This window comes from Rahnella sp. ATs2 (genome assembly GCF_051851855.1).
Classification (GTDB): Bacteria; Pseudomonadota; Gammaproteobacteria; order Enterobacterales; family Enterobacteriaceae; genus Rahnella; species Rahnella variigena.
Genome location: NZ_JBLYPL010000008.1, coordinates 98180 through 119628, shown reverse-complemented (window position 1 = coordinate 119628; position 21449 = coordinate 98180). Strand labels below are relative to the sequence as shown.

Genomic DNA, 21449 nt, shown 5'->3' with positions numbered 1-21449 from the left:
AACACACGTAAGGAGATCCCCCCGTTTGTTTACGCGGGGCGGCGCTTTCGGTTAACATCAATGCCCCTGATTTCAACTACAGAAAGCAAGCTCTTACTATGGCTCAAGTCGCGAAAAAAATTTTGGTAACCTGTGCACTTCCGTACGCCAACGGATCCATCCATCTCGGTCACATGCTCGAGCACATCCAGGCTGACGTCTGGGTCCGTTACCAGCGAATGCGCGGCAATGAAGTGCATTTCATCTGTGCGGACGATGCGCACGGCACCCCGATCATGCTGAAAGCGCAGCAGCTCGGTATCAAGCCGGAAGAGATGATTGCCGAAATGAGCCAGGAGCATCAGAAAGATTTCGCCGGCTTCGGTATCAGCTACGACAACTATCACTCCACGCACAGCGACGAAAACCGTGAACTGTCCGAGCTGATTTATGGTCGCCTGAAAGAAAACGGCTTCATTAAAAACCGCACCATTTCTCAGTTGTACGATCCGGAGAAAGGCATGTTCCTGCCTGACCGTTTCGTCAAAGGCACCTGCCCGAAATGTAAATCGCCAGATCAGTACGGCGATAACTGTGAAGTGTGTGGCGCAACCTACAGCCCGACTGAACTGATCGACCCGAAATCTGTGGTTTCCGGTGCGACGCCGGTGCTGCGTGATTCTGAGCATTACTTCTTTGATTTGCCGGAATTCAGCGCAATGTTGCAGGCGTGGACCCGCTCCGGTGCGCTGCAGGAACAAGTGGCGAACAAAATGCAGGAGTGGTTCGAACACGGTCTGCAACAGTGGGATATCTCCCGCGATGCGCCGTACTTCGGTTTTGAAATTCCTGATGCGCCGGGCAAATATTTCTACGTCTGGCTGGACGCGCCAATCGGCTATATGGGTTCTTTCAAAAACCTGTGTGACCGTCGCAGCGACCTGAATTTCGACGAGTTCTGGAAAAAAGATTCGACTACCGAGCTGTATCACTTCATCGGTAAAGACATCGTTTATTTCCACAGTCTGTTCTGGCCGGCGATGCTGGAAGGCAGCGGTTTCCGCAAGCCAACCAACCTGTTCGTACACGGTTACGTCACCGTGAATGGCGCGAAGATGTCCAAATCGCGCGGCACGTTCATCAAGGCCAGCACCTATCTGAATCATCTGGATGCCGACTGCCTGCGTTACTACTACACCGCAAAACTGTCTTCACGCATCGACGATATCGACCTGAATCTGGAAGATTTCGTGCAGCGCGTTAACGCAGACATCGTGAACAAAGTGGTTAACCTGGCGTCACGCAATGCCGGTTTCATTGCCAAACGTTTTGACGGCAAACTGGCTGACAAACTGGCCGATGAAGCGCTGTACAAAACCTTCACCGATGCCGCTGAAAGCATCGCGCAGGCGTATGACAGCCGTGAATCAGGTCGCGCAATCCGTGAAATCATGGCGCTGGCTGACCTGGCCAACCGCTATGTCGATGAGCAGGCACCGTGGGTAGTTGCAAAACAGGAAGGCCGCGACGCTGACCTGCAAGCCATCTGCTCAATGGGCATCAATCTGTTCCGCGTGCTGATGACTTACCTGAAACCAGTTCTGCCTTCGCTGTCAGAGCGCACTGAAGCCTTCCTGAACACCACGCTGGACTGGGACGCTATTGCTCAACCGCTGCTGTCGCATCAGCTGAATCCGTTCAAAGCGCTGTTTAACCGTATTGAGCTGGATAAAGTGACTGCGATGGTTGATGCGTCGAAAGAAGATATTGCGGCTGCGAAAGCTCCGGCAACAGGTCCGCTGGCAGATGATCCGATTCAGGAAACCATCACTTTTGATGATTTTGCCAAAGTGGATATGCGTATCGCGCTGATTAAAAGCGCTGATTTCGTGGAAGGGTCAGACAAACTGCTGCGACTGCAACTGGATCTGGGCGGCGAAACCCGTCAGATTTTCTCCGGTATCCGTTCTGCCTATCCTGATCCGAAAGCACTGGAAGGCCGTCTGACCATCATGGTCGCCAACCTTGCACCACGTAAAATGCGCTTCGGCATCTCTGAAGGAATGGTGATGGCGGCGGGCCCTGGCGGAAAAGACATCTTCCTGCTCAGCCCGGATTCCGGCGCACAGCCTGGTATGCAGGTGAAGTAAAACTCATGACTGCTCCTCCCCCTGCGAAGGGGGAGGTTGGGAGGGGGTTTTACAGACAAAATAAAGAGTTGGAGAAAACTTCAGCTTATTTTTTTTGACCTTAATACCCCACCCCGGCCCTCCCCTTCGCAGGGGAGGGAGCAAAATCACTTCGGCCAGTTCGGCCATATGGCTTTCGGATACTCCCTGTCGATATCCGATTTCGCCAGCCCGATATCCTTCAGTTGATCCGCACTCAGCGAATGCAAAATCTTGCGGCTGACGCGGCGCTCATTCCAGCCATGTACCACTGCAAACAACTGTTTTAGCCAACCGCCCTTTCTCACAGGCATCTGTACTGCACTTTCATGCACCACGATATCTGCACAAACCCTTGTCTCACATCCGGCAAACTGCCGTTCTTCAATGATATTTTTCATATTCTGCTCCCGTTGACGACCTGACATCAGGATCTAACAACGGGCAAAAACATTACAGATTCAGTTTTTTTGTATTTCAACCATACAGATCTGGATTTGATGACAGATTCAGCGTTAGATTGTGTTCATCTGTACTGCTTTCTTTGCGCAGGCGTTGAGGAAAAGATAATGAATCGTTACGAAAATCTGGCAAATGTCCTGAGTGATCGCATTGAACAAGGGCTGTATCCGGCGGGTATCCGTCTGCCTTCAGTGCGGGTGTTAAGCAGTGAACATGGCGTCAGCGTCAGTACAGTTCAGCAGGCGTATCGCGTGCTGGAAGAAAAACAGCTGGTGGAAGCCCGCCCGAAATCGGGTTACTTCGTGAAAGATGCCCGCATTCAGGCTGCTCTTCCTGCGGTATGCCGCCCGACGCAACGTCCGGTGGATATTTCCCAGTGGGATCAGGTACTGGAGCTGATCACTTCCCCGCATCGTCCCGGTGTGATTCAGTTAGGCCGCGGCTCTCCGGATGTCACTGCCGCCACGCTCAAACCGCTCAGCCGTCTGATGGGACGCGCCGGACAGCATCAGAATCTGAGCGCGTTTCATTACGACAGTATTTATGGCTCTGAAGATTTACGTGAACAGATTGCCCGTCTGATGATTGACAGCGGCAGCCATATGGATGCCACCAATATTCTGATCACCACCGGCTGTCATGAAGCGTTATCTATCGCCATCCGTTCAGTATGTGAACACGGCGATATCGTGGCGGTGGACTCCCCGAGTTTTCACGGCGCAATGCAGACTCTGAAAGGCTTTGGCATGAAAGCGCTGGAAATCCCTACCGATCCGGTTACCGGAATCAGTCTGGAAGCACTGGAGATGGCGCTGGAACAGTGGCCGATTAAAGCCATACAGCTGACGCCGAACTGCAATAATCCGCTCGGTTATAACATGCCGGATGACCGTAAAAAAAGCCTGTTGCGTCTGGCGCAACGCTACGATATCGCGATTATTGAAGACGATGTTTACGGTGAACTGGCCTATCAGTATCCGCGCCCGGCAACCATTACCTCGTTTGATGAAGATGGCCGCGTGCTGCTGTGCAGTTCGTTTTCCAAAACGCTGGCGCCCGGTTTGCGCGTCGGCTGGATTGCGCCGGGCCGTTATCATGACCGCGCCCTGCACATGAAATACATCACCACCGGCGCATCAGCCACGTTGCCGCAAATCGCCATCGCGGATTTCATCAAACAGGGGCATTATCTGCAACACATGCGCCGCATGCGTAATCAGTACCAGCGCAACCTGTGCACCATGACCGACTGGGTGATGAAATATTTCCCATGTGGCACGCGTGTCAGCCGTCCGCAGGGAGGATTTCTGTTGTGGATCGAACTCGACGAACGTGTGGATACCCAGCGCCTGAACCGGCTGCTGGAAGAACATTTAGTGCAAATCGCCATCGGTTCGATATTCTCTGCCTCAGGCAAATATCGCAATTGTCTGCGCATCAACTATGCCCAGACGCTGACGGCGAAAACTGAGCGCGCCGTTCAGCAGGTTGGCCTGACCATTTCACAGATGCTGGAAAACTGCTAAACGCCATCCGGAGAGACTTTACCGTGCAGATAGAACCGTTACCGCCACTCAACACGCTGGTGGCATTTGAATGCGTGGCGCGTTATTGCAGTTTTTCAAGAGCAGCGGATGAGCTAAATCTCACCCAAAGCGCCATCAGCCGGCAGATTATCCAGCTGGAAGAAATGCTGGGTTGTAAGCTTTTCCAGCGTGCGCAACGCAAAACCACGCTGACACCGCGCGGGGAAACCTATGCCCAGCAGGTGCGAAAGCTGCTGGGGGATATTTCACAATCCACCGCTGAGGTGATGGGCTGGAACGGTTTGCCGCAGGTCACGCTGGCCTGCACCAGCGCCATGAGTGGCCTGTGGCTTTCATCCCGTCTCTCGTCTTTGCGCCAGCTTCTGCCGGACCTGCAAATCCGCATGAAGATTTCCGACAGTTTTTCAGACCTCAAGTCATCAGAATTCGATCTGGCTATTTTCTATCTGCGCGAGCCGCCGCCCGGTTATCACGTACAGGCGTTGTTCGATGAAGTATGCTATCCGATGTGTTCACCGGAATTTCTCAAACGCCTGCCGCCTGATGCCAGCGCCGCCGATTTACTCGAACAAACCTTGCTTATACAGGATGACCCGCAGCGCGAATGGACCGGCTGGCGTGACTGGTTTGCCTCACAGGATGTGAGTTTCGTGACGCCGCGCAGAACCTGGCGCGCCAATAACTATCCGTTTCTGGTGCAGTCAGCGGTGCTCGGAGATGGAGTTTTGCTGGGCTGGGAAGGACTGGTGCAGGATTACGTTAACAGCGGCCAGCTGGTTGCGGCGCATCCCGGCAAACTGGCTGCTGCCGGAAAATGCTACATGCTGACGCCTCAGGACAGGTTCCTGAAACCTGTCGTGCATAAAGTGATTAACTGGCTGAAACAGCCTTAATAAACTCCCTCCCCTGCGAAGGGGAGGGCTGGGGTGGGGTATTCAGGTCAAATAAGTAAGTTGAAGTTTGCTTTGGCAAAGATTTAGTTTGTGAACCCCCCTCCCAGCCTCCCCCTTCGCAGGGGGAGGAGCCAAATAATAATAATTTTATATGTTAATTATATATCAGCCGGCGGTATTTTATTTTTCTCCAGATATCTGCGTTTTCTCGCAGAATTCATACCAATTAATGTAAACAACAGCCAGCATGACTGTGAAATACAGGATGCAAGGTTAAAATCATGGCTTAATGAATACAGGCCAAACACACCGCCGATTATATTAAGATAGGCGTAACTGTTAGCATCAACCGCTAGCCTGCGCATTTGAACCAGCGCATAAGCCAGAAGGTAGCAAAACACGCCAATTAAGCCGACAACCGTATGCATTTCCACCGGCCACTTCCCTTTCCAGACATTGATAGCTCAGAAAAATAAAGCTTTTCAGGGTGTTCTGCCGCGCATTTTTCGCATACCCTCATGATAAATTCTCATGCAAGTTCAACAGGGGGTTTTGATATAAATCATCAAGGCAATCCATTGCGCCAATTAGACACACCCGGGGTATTTCGCCTGCACCTATAAATTCCAGCACGTACTATGGAGATAATTAATGAAAGATAATAATTCCCCTTTGACGAAATTAATGCAGGATGCACAACTTAGCCGTCGCGGCTTTATTACCAGCGCTTCCGCTGTGGGTATTACCAGTGCCTTAGGTTTTTCACCGTTCTCTGCTTTCGCAGCGGAACCGAAAAAAGGCGGTGTATTAAAACTGGGTATGTCAGGGGGAAATACCAGCGATACGCTCGACCCGACATTATTCAGCGACTGGGTGCCCTTAAATCAGGCATATATGCTGATGAACGGCCTGGTGGAAATTGATGAAAATAACAAAGCCACACCGGAACTGTTCTCCGCCTGGGAAGCCAAACCGGGTGCCGCCGAATGGGTGTTTACCGTTCGCGATGGCGTGACGTTCCATAACGGCAAAAAACTCGATGCCGGGGACATTCTCTACTCCATCAACCTGCATCGCGGCGACAAATCAAAAAGTGCCATCAAAAGCCAGCTGGCACCGATTACCGGCCTGACTAAACAGGGCGATAACCAGATCCTCATTACCCTTGACAGCGGTAACGCCGACCTGCCGTATCTGCTGGCGGATTACCATCTGGTGGTGGTTCCGGACGGTTTTACCGACTGGTCGCACCCGATTGGTACCGGCGGTTATGTCTTTGATCAGTACGAACCGGGCGTGCGATCGCTGTTCAAACGCAACCCGAACTACTGGAAACCGGACCGCGCCTTTGTCGATGCCGTAGAAGTGCTGGTCATCAATGACCCGACCGCACGCACCAACGCCCTGATTTCCGGTCAGGTTCATGCGATTAACCGCGTCGATTTTAAAACTGTCGATTTCCTCAAACGCAGCCCGGCGCTCAACATTGTGCGTTCTTCCGGCGGCCAGCACTTCACCTTCCTGATGGATTGCAGCGTCGCACCGTACAACAACAACGACGTGCGCATGGCGATTAAACACGGTATCGACCGTCAGAAGATCCTCGACACCGTTCTGCGTGGCTACGGTTCGCTGGGTAACGATCATCCGATCCCCAAAACCGACCGCTTCTTCAACCACAGTCTGGAACAGCGCGTTTACGATCCGGATAAATCACAGTTCTATCTGAAAAAGGCCGGTCTGGCCGATCTCAAGATCGAGCTGTCTTCCTCTGACGCCGCCTTTGCCGGTGCGCTCGATGCTGCCGCCCTGTTCCAGGGACAGGCGCAGAAAGGCGGCATTCAGGTCAACATCAAGCGCCAGCCTGCCGACAGCTACTGGGACGATGTGTGGATGAAAGCGCCTTTCAGCATGGGTTACTGGGGCGGACGTCCGACGGCTGACCAGATGTTCTCCACCGCTTATCAGTCCACCGCAAAATGGAACGACACGCACTGGAAAGATGAGAAGTTTGATGCCCTGCTGTTGCAGGCCCGTTCACTGCTTGATGAAGGCAAACGTGCGGAAATCTATGGCGAACTGCAAAGTATCGTGCGTGATAACGGCGGCGCGATGATCCCGCTGTTTGGCGATTATCTCGATGCGGCCAGCAAAAAAGTCGGCGGTATCAAGCCGCACCCGATGTTCAACTTTATGGGTGGTCGTCTGGCAGAGCGCGTCTGGCTGGAGGCATGATGAAAAAACGGATTTTACAGCGGGTTCTGTTGGGCATTATCACGCTGTGGCTGGTTTCTGTGCTGATTTTTATCGGCACGGAAATGCTGCCCGGTGATGTCGCAACGGCCATTTTAGGCCAGAGCGCCACGCCTGAAACCGTTGCCGCATTGCGCCTGCAACTCGGGCTGGATGAACCGTCGGTGCTGCGCTACCTGCACTGGCTGGCGGGTATTATGCACGGCGACTTAGGGCATTCACTGGCGAACGGGCGCGCCATCAGTGACGAACTGCTGCCGCGTCTGGCAAACACGTTGTTCCTCGCCGGATACGCGGCAGTGATCGCCATTCCGCTGGCAGTAGGTCTGGGTATCGCATCGGCTATCTGGCGCGGTTCTGTTTTTGACCGGCTGGCAAATACGCTGACGCTTATCAGCATTTCGGTGCCGGAGTTTTTCGTCGGTTACATTCTGGTGATTGCCTTTGCCATCCGCCTGACGTGGTTCCCCAGTCTGGCGATGGTCGACAGCAGTTCGTCGTTTATTGACCGTCTTTACGTCTGCACCCTGCCGATGCTCACCCTGACGCTGGTGGTACTGGCGCACATGCTGCGCATGACGCGTGCCTCGGTGACGGCAGTCATGGCCAGCCCGTATATCGAAAGCGCCGTGCTCAAGGGCATTCCCCGCTGGCGCATTGTGGTTTCTCACGCCCTGCCAAACGCCCTTGCGCCCATCATCAACGTGGTGGCGTTTAACCTCGCGTATCTGGTTGTCGGCGTGATCCTGGTGGAAGTGGTGTTTGTCTATCCGGGCATCGGGCAATACATGGTAGACGCGGTAACCAAGCGCGACCTGCCGGTGGTTCAGGCCTGCGGTCTGCTGTTTGGCGGCACCTATATTTTCCTCAACACCACCGCCGACTTACTGGCGATCTGGTGCAATCCACGCCTGCGCCATGCGCGCTAAAAGAGGGAACTCATGAACCGATATTTCATTAACATCCCGCTCTCGGCCTGGATTGGTATTGTGATTATTGCAGTGAACCTGCTGGCGGCTATTTTTGCGCCATGGCTCGCTCCGCACAGCGAAACCGAACAGGTCGGCGATATCTGGCTGCTGCCTTCCGCCGCCACGCCGTTTGGTACTGACAGTCTCGGGCGCGACATGCTTTCCCGCATTCTGTTCGGTGCGCGCACCACCATTGCTATCGCGCTGACCATCACTTTCAGTTCATTTATCATCGGCATCGTCACCGGATTTACGGCGGCGATTTACGGTAAATGGGTCGATGTGGTGCTCTCACGCATCGTTGATACCGTGATGTCGATTCCGGTGCTGATTTTCGCGCTGATCGTGCTGTCCGTTATGGGTACGTCCATTCCGGTGCTGGTACTGACCATCGCCCTGCTCGATGCCACACGCGTGTTTCGTCTGGCAAGGCTGGTGGCGCAGGCGATTGTCTGTCAGGAATACGTCGAAGCAGCCCGTCTGCGAGGTGAAGGTTTACGCTGGGTGTTGTTCAAAGAAATTCTGCCCAACGCCCTGCCACCACTGCTGGCTGAGTTTGGTATGCGTTTCTGCTTTACCTTCCTGTTTATCGCGGGCTTAAGCTTCTTAGGTCTGGGCATTCAGCCGCCGTATGCCGACTGGGGCAGCATGGTGCGCGACAATGCGCAGGCGATTAACTTTGGTCAGTTCGCGCCGTTGTATCCGGCGGCGGCGATTGCCCTGCTGACGATTGGCGTCAATCTGGTGGTCGACTGGCTGCTGGAGCGTAACAGCCTGCCGCATGGAGATGAAGCATGACACGCACGATTTTAGAAATGCGCGGGCTGCGCATCGAAACCCTCGACGGTTCACCGCTGGTGCAGGATATTTGGCTCAAACTGGCGGCGGGTGAAGTGCTCGGCCTGATTGGCGAATCCGGTGCGGGCAAATCCACTATTGGTCTGGCAGCGTTAGGCTATGCGCGTCAGGGCTGCCGGATTGCCGGTGGCGAAGTCTTTTTGGATGGCACTGACATTGTTTCTCAGCCTTCCAGCGTAAAGCGTGAATGGCGCGGCAGGCGCGTGGCATATGTGGCACAAAGCGCAGCCGCCTCGTTTAATCCGGCGCTGACCATCGAAAAACAGGTCTGCGAAGGCCCCATTCGCCACGGTCTGATGAACAAAGAAGAGAGTCGTCAGTGGGCGATTTCACTGTTCCGCTCGCTGGATTTACCGGATCCGGAAAACATCGGTAAACGCTATCCGCATCAGCTTTCCGGCGGACAGCTCCAGCGCGCAATGGCTGCAATGGCGATGTCCTGTAAACCCGATTTGCTGATCATGGATGAGCCAACCACCGCGCTGGACGTCACCACGCAGATTGAAGTGCTGGTGATGCTGCGCAAACTGGTGCGCGAATTCAACACCGCCGCGCTGTATATCACCCACGATCTGGCCGTTGTCGCCCAGCTTGCCGACCGGATTATGGTGTTGCGTCACGGCAAAGAAGTGGAAACCGGCGACACGCAAACCATTCTGGAAAATCCACAACAGGAATATACCCGCAGGCTGGTTGCGGAGCGCGAACAGGCACTGACGCCGCTGGCAGAAGGCCATGAAACTGCCGGACAGCCGCTGCTGACGATGCGTAAACTGAGTACCGGCTACAATGGTAAACGGGTGGTGAACGATGTCAGCCTGCAACTGCCGCGCGGCAAAACGCTGGCGATTATCGGCGAATCAGGCAGCGGCAAAAGCACGCTGGCACGGGCGCTGGTCGGATTGCTGCCCGACACTGAAGGCACGGTGGATTTCGACAGCGTGTCGCTTTCGCACAATTTTCACCAGCGCAATAAAGAAACGCTGCGCCGTATGCAGATGATTTATCAGTTACCTGACGTGGCGCTCAATCCGCGCCAGACGCTGCTGGACATCATCGGACGACCGCTGACCTTTTACTTTGGGATGAACAAAAAGCAGGTTCGTGAACGTGTGGAAGAGTTACTGCGCCTGACTGAATTGCCGGTCAAACTGATCGACCGTCGTCCCGGTGAACTGTCCGGCGGGCAGAAGCAGCGCGTCTGTATCGCCCGCGCACTGGCTGCGCAGCCGGAACTGATCATCTGCGATGAAGCCACTTCAGCCCTCGATCCGCTGGTAGCAGAAGAAGTGCTGAATCTGCTGCGCCGCTTACAGCAACAGCTGGGGCTGTCGTATCTGTTTATCACCCATGATCTGGGCACGGTAAAACGTATCGCCCATCAGGTGGCGGTGATGTATCAGGGTCAGGTGGTCGCCAGCGGCGATACTGACGTGGTCTTCAGCGCGCCAATGCACAGCTATACCGAAAAACTGCTGACCTCCGTACCGGAAATGCGCACCAGCTGGCTGGACGAGGTTCTCGCCCTGCGTGGTGCAGCGCTTCCTGCGGCAGCCATTCCTTCGACAGGAGTCTTATGAGCACCAAACGCATCGTGACCGAATTCCCTCACGCCGTCACCGTGACCGAACATCTGTGGTTCCCGCTTAGCGACGGCACGCGCCTCGCCGCACGTTTATGGCTGCCGGATGACGCCGAACGCCAGCCGGTGCCGGCTATTCTCGAATACATTCCCTACCGCAAACGCGACGGCACCCGCACCCGCGATGAACCGATGCACGGCTTTTTCGCCGGAAATGGCTACGCAGTCGTACGTGTGGATATGCGCGGCAGCGGCGAATCTGACGGATTGCTGGCCGACGAATATCTGTTGCAGGAACAGGATGACGCACTGGAAGTCATTCAGTGGATCACCGGACAACCCTGGTGCAGCGGAAACGTCGGCATGATGGGAAAATCCTGGGGCGGATTTAACGGTTTGCAGGTTGCCGCCCGCCGCCCCGCCGCGCTGAAAGCCATCATCACGGTTTGTTCAACGGATGACCGTTACCGCGACGATATTCATTACAAAGGCGGCTGCCTGCTCAATGATAACCTCTGGTGGGGCGGCATTATGCTGGCGTACCAGAGCCGCCCTTCCGACCCTGCGCTGGTCGGCGATAGCTGGTACAAAGACTGGCTGAACCGTCTGGAAAACATGCCGTTCTTCCCGGCACTGTGGATGGAACATCCGCTGCGCGATGCATACTGGCAACACGGTTCCGTGTGCGAAGACTGGTCTGCGATCCAGTGTCCCGTTATGGCGATCGGCGGCTGGGCAGACGCTTACAGCAATGCCGTATTCCGTCTGATGGATAATTTACAGGTTCCGCGCCGCGCCATTCTCGGCCCGTGGGCACATATCTATCCGCAGGACGGCACGCCGGAACCGGCGATTGGCTTCCTACAGGAAGCCGTGCGCTGGTGGGATCACTGGCTGAAAGGCGCAGACAACGGCGCGATGAAAGGCCCGATGATCCAGACCTGGTTGCAGGACAGCCAGCCGCCATCGGCGATGCGTCCGGTCAGTCGTGGCGAATGGGTGGGGTTTGATCGCGGCACCGCCAGCAATATCAATCACAGCCCGCGCTGGCTGACACGCGGACAGCTCAATACCCAGCCCGACGCTGACGCGGGCGTGATCAATATCTGTTCGCCGCAGAATCACGGTCTGATGGCAGGTGAATGGATGGGCGCGGGCGTGCCCGGTGAAATGCCGCCGGATCAGCGTGTCGATGACGGCATGGCAGAAATCTTCGACGGCGAACCGCTGGCCGAACCGCTGACCATTTTCGGTTTCCCGGAGTTTACCGTCGAACTGAGCAGCGATAAACCGGCGGCGATGCTGTACGTCCGGCTGTCAGACGTTGCGCCGGACGGCTCAGTAAACCGCGTCACCCACGGCTGGCTGAACCTCGCTCATCTGCAGGGTCATGACAAATCTGTACCGCTGATCCCCGGTCAGAAAGTCAAAGTACCGGTTCAGCTCGATGGTATTGCGCACCGCTTTGCCACCGGTCACCGGATGCGTATCTCGCTGGCGACCACCTTCTGGCCGATGATCTGGCCGATGGCAGAAGCGGCGACGCTGACGTTAGATTTGCACAGCGCGCAGCTCAGCCTGCCGGTGTGTGAGCAGCCGGTTTCAATTGCAGGCCCGATCAAAGAACCGCAAAGCGCGCCGCTGACGCCGCAAACCGTGCTGTCGCCAGGCCGCGTGGATCGCAATACCACTTACGATTTCCTCACCGACAGCTGGACCAGCGTGACCAACGGCGTGGGTGGCGTTTTCGGTGAAGGCGTTTACCGCTTCGATGATATCGACACGACGGTCGATCACAATCTGCGCCGCGAGCTGACGGTCAGCAACAGCGATCCGCTTTCCGCCCGTTATCTGCTGACGCAGACCATGAAGATGGGACGTGAAGGCTGGTGGATGGAAGCTGAAATCACCCTCGAATTGCGCAGCGACCTGACGCATTTTATCGTCAGCGGCGATATGGTGGTCAGCCTGAACGGCGAGGAAGAGTTCACCAAATACTGGCACGAGAGGATTGCGAGGTAAGTTTTTTTGCTCCCGCAAACTGTGGTTTAACCTTGCTCCTCCACCTGCGAAGGGGGAGGTTGGGAGGGGGTTTTAAGGACTGACACCTCGTGTGAGAAAACTTCAACTTATTGATTTCGCTTTAATACCCCACCCCAACCCTCCCCTTCGCAGGGGAGGGAGCCGATCTTAGTTGTATTTAATTTCGGTGTAACGGCTCGGCCAGATGGTTTCGGCTTTTACTCCGATGGCTTCCGCTATCAACCTTTCACCTTTCGGCCATTTACGGATTAACGCATTCGAGAGCGTCGATGAGCTTAAACCAGCGCGGCGTGAAACCGCCGCCATCGTGGTGCCCTTCTTTTTTATTGCCGCAATAATGTCAGCCTGATGCCAGTCTTTGTTCATGCAGCAAACGACAGCGATCGGTGAGCGTCCATGAATCTGGGGATGTTTCGTTTGTAAGAGTAATATCCATTTGAACAGAACCTAATATTAGATTGCGTATCACGCTACCACTTAAGTTCCTGCGCTAAGGTGGTAACTCAGGCGGGGGTAGGAATATCGGTTACCCTTTCCGACCAGCCCTAAAGCTGCCCCACCCGAGTTACCAAAACAATATACGGTAATAAATTGTTATTTTCTGGTAATACAAAGCGATGGCGAAATTAAAACTTCCGCCATGAGGGTTCAGGTTCCTACACCCGACTGCGGATTTTGCCGCAGCGAGCAGACAATAACTGGATATCCACACATAGAAAATGGGCAAAATGCTGGGATGAGATACTGCTTCCAGAGAGTTTTTATGGTTTGCAGTGAGTTGCACGCGGCTGCCTGTGCGGCAGTGAACCGATCTGCAAACCTTGCCTGAATCGCCACCACTTTCTAAGCTGCCTGTACGGCAGTGAACAAAGGGCCTGAAGTCGATCAGTATCTTGCAGCTTTCTAAGCTGCCTGTACGGCAGTGAACTGAGAGACGAAAACGGATCTACATTAAGTATGTTTCTAAGCTGCCTGTACGGCAGTGAACAGTTGAGTTTTAATGTTTATGCTTTGAACTGCAAGAGATTATCCCTGTTTTGCCAAAAAAACCCTCTTTTTTGTGTGGCTCGTGTGATTCATTAAAATCAAAGAGTTAGAGACAGCTCGAAAAAAAGGGTTATGACTGAAATGCCATTAATACCCCACCCCAGCCCTCCCCTTCGCAGATGAGGGAGCAGATCGAGATTTGCCCTTTTCCGTACGAAATGGAGGGTGTTGCCCGAATTCTGTATCAGATTTCAGGAATGATCGCCGTAATATCCCGGCTCTCCAGCACCCGTCCGTCCTGCGCTCGGATTTCCAGTTTGCGCAGTGGCTGGCCGTTTTCATTGTCCACAAGCTGCGTACAGGCTTCGCCTTCCTCAAACAGGTATTCACTTCCCCACTGCCCCAGCGCGACCAGCACCGGTTGCAGCGCCAGCCCTTTTTCAGTCAGCACGTAATCCTGATACGCCGAGCCATCGGCCGCCGGTTCGATTTTCAAAATGCCTTCGGCCACCAGCGCTTTCAGGCGTACGCTGAGAATATTTTTTGCCGCACCCAAACTGCGCTGGAACTCGCTGAAACGCGAAATGCCACGCATGGCGTCGCGGACAATCAGCAGCGTCCACCAGTCACCAATGAGATCCAATGCGCGGCCAGCCGGACAAGGCGTGTTTTCCAGACGTGTTCGTTTCATGGCACCTCCTGCTTAAAGAATCTGGTTGCATTATAAAACCACCAGTGTTAAAAATCATCTGGTTTCATTATTAAACCACTTAATCAACCCAGAGGTTCTCATGTCAGATTCCATTCGTTCTCAGTCTTTGGCGTTAATCACCGGCGCATCCACCGGTATTGGTGCGACATACGCCGATCGTCTCGCTAAACGCGGCTATGATCTTATTCTTGTGGCCCGTGATGCACAGCGCCTGAATGCGCTGGCTGAAAAGCTGCAACAGGAGTCCGGCGTGAAAGTGACTGTGTTACCCGCAGACTTAACCCGCAGCGAAGACCTGTCGCGAGTAGAAGATTTTATCCGCGCGACGCCGCAAATTTCCCTGCTGATCAATAACGCCGGGGCGTCACTCAAAGCCGGTTTTGAGAACAGTGATGCCGATGCCATCGACAATCTGATCACCCTGAACGTCACCTCAGTGGCACGCCTTTCCCGCGTGGCGTTTGATGGCCTGATCAAGCATAAAGACGGCGCGATTATCAATATCGCCTCGGTAATGGCGCTGACGCCTGAGCTGCAATCTGCTGTGTATTCCGCGACGAAAGCTTTTGTGCTGACCTTCAGCCAGACACTGCAATTTGAAATGGCAGAACGCGGTTTGTACGTTCAGGCCGTATTACCTGCCGCAACGCGTACAGAAATCTGGGAACGGTCGGGTAAAAATATTGATGAAGTACCAGGGGTAATGGAAGTCGGTGAACTGGTGGATGCTGCCTTGCTGGGCTTCGACCGCAAAGAAAAAATCACTATTCCGCCATTGCAGGACGAAAAACAGTGGGACGACTTTGATGCCCTGCGCGGCGCGATGGTGCCGAACTTCCTGCAAGCTCACGCGGCACCACGTTACAAAGCCTGACAGTGAGACATTGACCAGTAACATAAATTTACTGGTCAATGTTGATTCGCTTTGCAAATATGTTAATTCGACAACTTTGTGAAGTGAATACGATGACCGAATATGTAATTGCTGCACCCGAAGTTCCGTCTCTCGCCATCGAAGGCCAGAGCGCCCGTTTTCCATTACGCCGCGTGTACTGCGTTGGCCGTAACTATTCCGAGCACGCCCGCGAAATGGGTCATGATCCGGATCGCGAGCCGCCGTTCTTCTTTGGCAAACCCGCTGATGCCGTTATCCCTGCCAGCGGTAACGTGCCTTATCCGACACTGACCGAAGATCTGCATTACGAAGTGGAACTGGTCGTCGCGATTGCCAAAGGCGGCAAAAATATCACGGCTGAAGATGCGCTGTCGCATGTCTGGGGTTATACCGTCGGCGTGGATCTGACCCGTCGCGATATTCAGGCGCAGGCCAAGAAACAAGGTCGTCCGTGGGATTTCGCCAAAGGTTTTGATGATTCCGCACCGGCGAACCCGCTGCTGCCCGTCAGTCAGACCGGTCATCCTGTCAGCGGTAAAATCTGGCTCGATGTGAACGGGGAGAAACGTCAGCGCGGTGATTTACGTGATCAGATCTGGCAGGTGGCGGATGTCATCAGTTATCTCTCGCAGGCCGTTGAACTCAAACCTGGCGATCTCATTTACACCGGCACACCGGCAGGCGTTGGCGCCGTGGTGCGCGGTGATGTGATTACCGGTGGTATCGAAGGCCTGAGCGATTTCAGCTTCACCATCGTGTAATTCATTGAGGACGTCTGTCTTCAGGCGTCCTTCTCTCCGATTTTTCTCTGATATTCTTCCTCGATAATCGGGATTAACTTCTCAAATGCACAGGCGCTTGAAGGGTCGAAAAGTGACAGTGTTTCAATCTGACTGAGTAAAATCACTTTGCGAAATTTCAGCGCATTCACCGGATCCGACACCGGCGTAATACCGTGTTCCTGATAATAACGGGCATAGTTATGCTCTACGCGCAGCTCTAGCGTATCTTTATCGCGATACCCGCTGACCATCGGGATGACCACCACATTGTCCGACGAACTGGTTTCACATCGCGCGGTATGCACCATGCCAATATAGACGCGCCGCGACTGTAAGGTGATAAACACCATATCGCCCTCTTCCATGCACTGATACAAAAGCCCTTCCACACCGTTGGCGCGGGTGAGCTGTTTGTACAACTGTTTGCGTCCGGCGGTATTGAGCCGCAAGCCCGGCGACCAGGTGGTGCGCACCAGACAAAGCATCACGGAAACACCGAGCATAATGACGACCGGCGCCTGAATGCCTAAGAAACTCCAGTTGATGAAATCTCTGTGGTAATGCACATCCTGATGCAAATGCGGGATGGCAGGCAGCCAGTTCACGACTTCTGAAATCCCCCACAGCGCCATATAAACCAGCGCAATCACCAGTACGCCCTGCAGGACAAAAATGCAGCCGTATAACGCCACAAGAAAATAGACGTCCCAGCCGAAGGTACGTTTGAGTTTGAAGCGCGATGAGATGTCGCGGGTGGTGTACCAGTACCCGCAAACCATTAACACCATGAAAACCGCTGTCGCCATTACAGCACGCTCATGCGTTTGACGTGCCGGTCAAAGTCTTCACGCATATCCTGATTTGCCGGATTCACCGAGGCGGTACCGTTTTCATCAATTAAAATACGCTCCCCCTCCTCAATCGTATCTTCCATGTCCGCTGCACTGAACAGCCCGAGGAATTTTTCCGGGCTGGAGAAAATCTGTAACATAATCTTAAACATAGGTTTGCCTCTTTTAACTAAAGAGTAAGCCTAGTCAAAGATGAGAGATACTTTCACGCTTTCGGATTTTTTACAGGCAACATAATTTTTAGTGCTGCATGTAACGAAAAAGGGCCACCTTGCGGCAGCCCTTTGCTGAAAATCTCTGAAGTAAGTTAATTACTTCGCATCCAGACTTTCATGATGTGCTTCTTCGTGAGCGGCCTGCTCAGCATGGACTTCCGCCGCGCGTTTGCGCAGGCCAATCCAGCCCAGAACCAGCAGGATAATCAGTACCGGGATCGTCGCCACGGTGTAGGTGCCGTTCGGATAGTCAAACGCCATCAGGATAAGCACGCCCGCCAGAAATGCCAGCGTCAGCCACGAGGTGACCGGTGCCCACGGCATTTTGAAGGAGACGTCTTTCGCACGGCCTTCTTTGATAGCCTTACGCAGCTTCATCTGACATACGATGATGAAAGCCCATGAACTGAGGATGCCGAGTGACGCGACGTTCAGGACAATTTCAAATACCTGCGATGGCACGTAGTAGTTGAGTACCACGCCGATGACATAAATACCCACAGTGACCAGAATACCGGCGTAAGGCACCTGCTGTGCGCTCATCTTCGACATGAATTTCGGCGCAGAACCGCCCATCGACAGGGAACGCAGAATACGACCGGTGGAATACAAGCCGGAGTTCAGACTCGACAGCGCCGCAGTCAGTACCACGATATTCATGATCGTGCCGATATAAGGCACGCCCAGCTTACTGAAGAAGGTCACAAACGGGCTTTGCCCTGCCTGATACGCATTCCACGGTAACAGCAGAACCAGCAACACCACGGAACCGACGTAGAATAACGCGATACGCCAGATAACGCTGTTGATGGCTTTTGGCAGCACTTTTTCAGGATTTTTGGTTTCGCCTGCCGCCGTACCGACCAGTTCGATAGCCGCGAACGCGAAGACCACGCCCTGCACCAGAACCAGCGCCGGTAACAACCCGTGCGGGAAGATACCGCCGTTATCGGTGATCAGATGGAAACCGGTGGTATTGCCGTCCAGCTGTTTGCCGGTGCCGAGGAACACCACGCCGACAACCAGGAACAGGGCAATCGCCGCGACTTTGATCAGCGCAAACCAAAACTCCATCTCAGCGAACCACTTCACGCCGATCATGTTCATGGTGGCGACAATCGCCAGTGCGCCCAGCGCAAACATCCATTGCGGGACATCACCGAAGGTTCCCCAATAGTGCATGTAAAGAGCCACTGCGGTGATATCGACAATGCCGGTCATCGCCCAGTTGAGGAAGTACATCCAGCCTGCAACGTAAGAAGCTTTTTCGCCCAGGAACTCGCGGGCATAAGAGACAAAGCTGCCGCTGGTCGGACGGTGTAAAACCAGTTCACCCAGTGCTCGTAAAATAAAGAATGAGAAAATACCACACACCGCATACACGATTGCCAGCGCCGGGCCAGCCATCTGTAAACGCGCGCCCGCGCCGAGAAATAAACCGGTGCCGATAGAACCACCAATGGCAATCATCTGAACCTGACGATTGCCCATACTTTTGTGATACCCGTGTTCGTGCGAGTCCAGCCAGCGTCTTTTCGCCGCGTGCTTCGCCTCTGCCGATTTTTTATGAGACTTCATTCGATCTTGTTCTCCAAAAATAACCTTCACCTGACGTCGGGTGCTGCAAGCAAACGATTGCAAGCCTCAACGTTTATGGGGTTTACCCACTGTAGTTTTTTTAGCCGGAACTGTTTTGGTGCAATAACGGCGAAGGATGCTACCTTTTCTCATTAACCGTGGCAAAAAAAACCGTCATAAAAAATTGTGAACAGTCATATTTCGCGTAACGAATTTTGAGCATGCGTGCGGTTATGGGGTTTCTTTAGGCGAACATTCTTTTCTCACCCGCTCAATATTGATCGACAGATACATGATCTCTTCCGTCGTCAGATCCCGCTGATATTGCGCGGCAAGGTAATCGCCGATTTTCTCCGAGCACTGCCAGGCTTGCGGATAGTTCTCTTTCACGGCCACATGCAGGGTCATGTCGTCATCCGCTACGACGGTGCGGCTGAGCATGCGCTGTGCGAAGAATTTCAGATGGGTGACGAAGCGCTGATAACTCAGCGATTCTTCGTCATATTCGATACGCAGCTGGTATTTCACCAGATTGAGGATTTCCTGCATCACGCGGGTGATTTGCGCCACTTCCGGCATTTCGCCATTAAGCTGAGCGTTCACCAGATGCAGTGCGATAAACCCGGCTTCATCCACCGGAAGGCGCACACCAAGTCGCGAATAAATAATCTCCAGCGCCTCCAGTCCCAGCGCATACTCTTTCGGATAAAGGCGGCGGGTTTCCCACAGTAACGCGTTGCTGATCGGCACGCCCTTTTTCTGTCGCTCAATGGCGAAGTTACAGTGGTCAGTGAGCGCAATGTATAAATTTTCCTGCAATTTCCCCAGCCGGCCGCGCGCCAGCGTAATGATCTGGTCGCAGGTGGTCATCACTTCCATCGGAATATGCGAGAGCAGTTCTGTCAGATGCGCGACCAGTTCGTCGCTCTGTAATGCGAAGATTTTCTCGATCTTACTGTCATCGAGTTCGTCTCCGGTTTTCCTCATAAACGCCAGCCCGCGGCCCATGACGACCTGTTCCCGCTGCTGATCGTTGACGACAACCACCACGTTATTATTTAGAATTTTGGCGATTTTCATTGTTATTCCCTGAAAAGAAAAACCCGACCGTTCCTAAGAAAGATCAGGTTTTGTCTGCCGCAGCACTTCATCTCTGCCCGATAATTTTATCAGGTTAGATCATCTGCTCAACGTATGTAACTGAAAAACCGTGACGATGATCGCTGCGGTCAGACGTAAAATTTGCACTCAGAACGTGACGATGGCTTTCAATCCTGTCACCCACGCATCCTGCGTTTCTTTCACCCCGCCCGGACGGTACCAGTATTGCAAATCCGGTTGCAGAATCAGCCACGAACGGACTTTTATCTGATAGTACAAATCAGCGTTCACCGAGTGCCCGGACAGTGGCGTATACAGCGGGTTACCGTAATCATCCACCTGATAAATCGTATTCAGGTTTTCCTGATTCTGGCGGTAATGATTACTCATTTTAATATACGTCATACCAAATCCCAGCCAGTCGTCAGGACGCGCATCAAACAACCCGCGATAGCGCATGGAAGCAGCTTGCGAATGATGGATGGCGTTGCTGCGCTGATCCCCCAGCCCGAGGCTGTATGACACGCTCATGCCACGGTTTGGATCGTCGCCACGTTGTGTCACCTGCTGGTTGAAACCGGTGTACATAAACCAGGTGCTGCTGTGTTTGCGATAACCTTCGGGATCTGTTGCGCCCACGCTCTGCGTTTTCCCTTCCGATAAATCTGTTTGCGGCGAGTTGGTATACAGCAAACCAACGTTATAAATGCCCGGCAAACCATTCACTTTGGTTTTCAGTTCCGCTTCCATCGGCAACAGAATGCCACGTGCGCCTTTCAGCGAACCGCTCCAGGCGTATTTGCGGTCAGAGGCATCGGGGTTTTGTTCCATAATACCGGTTTTCAGCGTCAGTTCTGGCGTCAGCTTGTACTGGAAAGTGGTGCCCCAGTAATGTTTATTCCAGTTATACCAGGTCATCGAGTTCGCCGATTTACCGCCACACTGGCTCAGCAGCTGGAAATCACACGGGATAATCTGATCGAAATCCTGATTTTTGTTCATCATACCGATGCGCCAGTGCAGTTTGCGGTCATCGAAACTACGGCTAAACGTCAGCCAGCCCAGACGGGTTATCGACTGTCCGCCCCAGCTTTCCTGGGCGAGATCGTTAAACCCCACACGCGGATCCTGCGTACGTTTGGACGTCAGGTTGTCATCGTGGTTACGGTTAACAATGTTACCTTCAATGGCCGCGTCAGGAATGCCGGTGTACATCTCCAGATCCTGGGTAAACGTCAGCGAGAACTGATCGATATACGCCAGATGTTTATCATGGTTATAACCGCCGCCTGCGTTATAAGACGACTCGCTCAGATAACCAAGCTGATAATGAAATCCATGGTCTTCAATAATCGGGCGAATACCCAGCATATCGCCGAACATACCTTCGCCGGGCGCCTCAAAACCTAATACAGTGCCATTCCAGTTATCCGCAGCCTGTGCTGAATGAATACCTGCGGCTGAAATACACAGCGCCAGAAAACTGCTTTTCAGCAGCCGGTAATTATTTTTTAAAATATATGTAGGTGTTGCAGAAGTCTGAGAAATTCTCATCTTTATATTTCCGTTTTA

19 protein-coding genes are annotated in these 21449 nt (G+C 53.5%); 10 read left to right on the top strand and 9 right to left on the bottom strand.

Annotation, left to right across the window (positions count from 1 at the left end):
- The first annotated feature begins 56 nt into the window (after window positions 1–56).
- Window positions 57–2129 carry a methionine--tRNA ligase gene (gene metG / locus ACJY2G_RS10310; RefSeq protein ID WP_279630527.1) on the top strand — a complete coding sequence of 691 codons (2073 nt, stop codon included), beginning with the start codon at window positions 57–59 and terminating at the stop codon, window positions 2127–2129.
- Between the two features lie 146 nt (window positions 2130–2275).
- Here metG and ACJY2G_RS10305 read toward each other — a convergent pair whose 3' ends face one another.
- Complete coding sequence (locus ACJY2G_RS10305; protein WP_430319737.1) at window positions 2276–2548, bottom strand: DUF1127 domain-containing protein; 273 nt, start codon at window positions 2546–2548, stop codon at window positions 2276–2278.
- Between the two features lie 168 nt (window positions 2549–2716).
- On the opposite strand from ACJY2G_RS10305, the gene ACJY2G_RS10300 reads away from it, so the two are divergent.
- Together ACJY2G_RS10300 and ACJY2G_RS10295 are read left to right on the top strand one after the other, a co-directional pair.
- On the top strand, window positions 2717–4135 hold the full coding sequence (locus ACJY2G_RS10300) for a PLP-dependent aminotransferase family protein (RefSeq protein WP_430319738.1): 1419 nt from the start codon (window positions 2717–2719) through the stop codon (window positions 4133–4135).
- A gap of 23 nt (window positions 4136–4158) precedes the next feature.
- On the top strand, window positions 4159–5049 hold the full coding sequence (locus ACJY2G_RS10295) for a LysR substrate-binding domain-containing protein (protein WP_120162688.1): 891 nt from the start codon (window positions 4159–4161) through the stop codon (window positions 5047–5049).
- A gap of 158 nt (window positions 5050–5207) precedes the next feature.
- On the opposite strand, the gene ACJY2G_RS10290 is transcribed toward ACJY2G_RS10295, so the two are convergent.
- Entirely contained in the window at window positions 5208–5483 is a 276-nt protein-coding gene (locus ACJY2G_RS10290) for a CBU_0592 family membrane protein (RefSeq protein WP_120133507.1), read from the bottom strand.
- 217 nt (window positions 5484–5700) lie between these two features.
- Here ACJY2G_RS10290 and ACJY2G_RS10285 point away from each other — a divergent pair, with 217 nt between their 5' ends.
- From ACJY2G_RS10285 to ACJY2G_RS10265, 5 genes are read left to right on the top strand one after another with little or no spacing between them, the layout of a single operon-like run.
- Complete coding sequence (locus ACJY2G_RS10285; protein ID WP_430319739.1) at window positions 5701–7284, top strand: ABC transporter substrate-binding protein; 1584 nt, start codon at window positions 5701–5703, stop codon at window positions 7282–7284.
- Window positions 7284–8231, top strand: coding sequence for an ABC transporter permease (locus tag ACJY2G_RS10280; protein WP_119822365.1), 948 nt, complete (start codon window positions 7284–7286; stop codon window positions 8229–8231). Before ACJY2G_RS10285 ends, ACJY2G_RS10280 begins: the two co-directional genes overlap by 1 nt.
- A 12-nt stretch (window positions 8232–8243) precedes the next feature.
- A complete protein-coding gene (locus ACJY2G_RS10275; protein WP_430319740.1) occupies window positions 8244–9071 on the top strand; it encodes an ABC transporter permease in 828 nt (275 codons plus the stop codon).
- A complete protein-coding gene (locus ACJY2G_RS10270; RefSeq protein WP_439291690.1) occupies window positions 9068–10711 on the top strand; it encodes an ABC transporter ATP-binding protein in 1644 nt (547 codons plus the stop codon). The genes ACJY2G_RS10275 and ACJY2G_RS10270 overlap by 4 nt, the downstream gene beginning before the upstream one ends.
- Complete coding sequence (locus ACJY2G_RS10265; protein WP_430319742.1) at window positions 10708–12735, top strand: CocE/NonD family hydrolase; 2028 nt, start codon at window positions 10708–10710, stop codon at window positions 12733–12735. Before ACJY2G_RS10270 ends, ACJY2G_RS10265 begins: the two co-directional genes overlap by 4 nt.
- Before the next feature lie 168 nt (window positions 12736–12903).
- Here the strand turns inward: ACJY2G_RS10265 and ACJY2G_RS10260 are convergent, their stop codons facing one another.
- Together ACJY2G_RS10260 and ACJY2G_RS10255 are read right to left on the bottom strand one after the other, a co-directional pair.
- Entirely contained in the window at window positions 12904–13122 is a 219-nt protein-coding gene (locus ACJY2G_RS10260) for a helix-turn-helix domain-containing protein (RefSeq protein WP_120162682.1), read from the bottom strand.
- A gap of 865 nt (window positions 13123–13987) precedes the next feature.
- On the bottom strand, window positions 13988–14434 hold the full coding sequence (locus ACJY2G_RS10255; protein ID WP_430319744.1) for a winged helix-turn-helix transcriptional regulator: 447 nt from the start codon (window positions 14432–14434) through the stop codon (window positions 13988–13990).
- Between the two features lie 100 nt (window positions 14435–14534).
- On the opposite strand from ACJY2G_RS10255, the gene ACJY2G_RS10250 reads away from it, so the two are divergent.
- Window positions 14535–15329, top strand: a complete 795-nt coding sequence (locus ACJY2G_RS10250) for an SDR family NAD(P)-dependent oxidoreductase (RefSeq protein ID WP_430319745.1) — start codon at window positions 14535–14537, stop codon at window positions 15327–15329.
- A 92-nt stretch (window positions 15330–15421) separates the two neighbouring features.
- Window positions 15422–16111, top strand: coding sequence for a fumarylacetoacetate hydrolase family protein (locus ACJY2G_RS10245; protein ID WP_430319746.1), 690 nt, complete (start codon window positions 15422–15424; stop codon window positions 16109–16111).
- Between the two features lie 20 nt (window positions 16112–16131).
- Here ACJY2G_RS10245 and ACJY2G_RS10240 read toward each other — a convergent pair whose 3' ends face one another.
- From ACJY2G_RS10240 to ACJY2G_RS10220, 5 genes are all read right to left on the bottom strand, one after another.
- Window positions 16132–16938, bottom strand: coding sequence for a hypothetical protein (locus ACJY2G_RS10240; protein ID WP_430319747.1), 807 nt, complete (start codon window positions 16936–16938; stop codon window positions 16132–16134).
- Window positions 16938–17135, bottom strand: a complete 198-nt coding sequence (locus tag ACJY2G_RS10235) for a hypothetical protein (protein ID WP_112288224.1) — start codon at window positions 17133–17135, stop codon at window positions 16938–16940. The genes ACJY2G_RS10240 and ACJY2G_RS10235 overlap by 1 nt, the downstream gene beginning before the upstream one ends.
- A 159-nt stretch (window positions 17136–17294) precedes the next feature.
- On the bottom strand, window positions 17295–18776 hold the full coding sequence (gene ansP, locus ACJY2G_RS10230) for an L-asparagine permease (protein ID WP_430319748.1): 1482 nt from the start codon (window positions 18774–18776) through the stop codon (window positions 17295–17297).
- A 231-nt stretch (window positions 18777–19007) separates the two neighbouring features.
- On the bottom strand, window positions 19008–19856 hold the full coding sequence (licT, locus tag ACJY2G_RS10225; RefSeq protein WP_439291689.1) for a BglG family transcription antiterminator LicT: 849 nt from the start codon (window positions 19854–19856) through the stop codon (window positions 19008–19010).
- A 168-nt stretch (window positions 19857–20024) separates the two neighbouring features.
- Window positions 20025–21431 carry a carbohydrate porin gene (locus ACJY2G_RS10220; protein ID WP_439291688.1) on the bottom strand — a complete coding sequence of 469 codons (1407 nt, stop codon included), beginning with the start codon at window positions 21429–21431 and terminating at the stop codon, window positions 20025–20027.
- Window positions 21432–21449: the final 18 nt, after the last annotated feature.

Coding starts and splice junctions, on each gene's coding strand:
- ACJY2G_RS10305 (WP_430319737.1), bottom strand. CDS start 2,548: ATGAAAAATATCATTGAAGAACGGCAGTTTGCCGGATGTGAGACAAGG.
- ACJY2G_RS10300 (WP_430319738.1), top strand. CDS start 2,717: ATGAATCGTTACGAAAATCTGGCAAATGTCCTGAGTGATCGCATTGAA.
- ACJY2G_RS10285 (WP_430319739.1), top strand. CDS start 5,701: ATGAAAGATAATAATTCCCCTTTGACGAAATTAATGCAGGATGCACAA.
- ACJY2G_RS10280 (WP_119822365.1), top strand. CDS start 7,284: ATGAAAAAACGGATTTTACAGCGGGTTCTGTTGGGCATTATCACGCTG.
- ACJY2G_RS10275 (WP_430319740.1), top strand. CDS start 8,244: ATGAACCGATATTTCATTAACATCCCGCTCTCGGCCTGGATTGGTATT.
- ACJY2G_RS10270 (WP_439291690.1), top strand. CDS start 9,068: ATGACACGCACGATTTTAGAAATGCGCGGGCTGCGCATCGAAACCCTC.
- ACJY2G_RS10265 (WP_430319742.1), top strand. CDS start 10,708: ATGAGCACCAAACGCATCGTGACCGAATTCCCTCACGCCGTCACCGTG.
- ACJY2G_RS10260 (WP_120162682.1), bottom strand. CDS start 13,122: ATGAACAAAGACTGGCATCAGGCTGACATTATTGCGGCAATAAAAAAG.
- ACJY2G_RS10255 (WP_430319744.1), bottom strand. CDS start 14,434: ATGAAACGAACACGTCTGGAAAACACGCCTTGTCCGGCTGGCCGCGCA.
- ACJY2G_RS10250 (WP_430319745.1), top strand. CDS start 14,535: ATGTCAGATTCCATTCGTTCTCAGTCTTTGGCGTTAATCACCGGCGCA.
- ACJY2G_RS10245 (WP_430319746.1), top strand. CDS start 15,422: ATGACCGAATATGTAATTGCTGCACCCGAAGTTCCGTCTCTCGCCATC.
- ACJY2G_RS10240 (WP_430319747.1), bottom strand. CDS start 16,938: ATGGCGACAGCGGTTTTCATGGTGTTAATGGTTTGCGGGTACTGGTAC.
- ACJY2G_RS10235 (WP_112288224.1), bottom strand. CDS start 17,135: ATGTTTAAGATTATGTTACAGATTTTCTCCAGCCCGGAAAAATTCCTC.
- ansP (WP_430319748.1), bottom strand. CDS start 18,776: ATGAAGTCTCATAAAAAATCGGCAGAGGCGAAGCACGCGGCGAAAAGA.
- licT (WP_439291689.1), bottom strand. CDS start 19,856: ATGAAAATCGCCAAAATTCTAAATAATAACGTGGTGGTTGTCGTCAAC.
- ACJY2G_RS10220 (WP_439291688.1), bottom strand. CDS start 21,431: ATGAGAATTTCTCAGACTTCTGCAACACCTACATATATTTTAAAAAAT.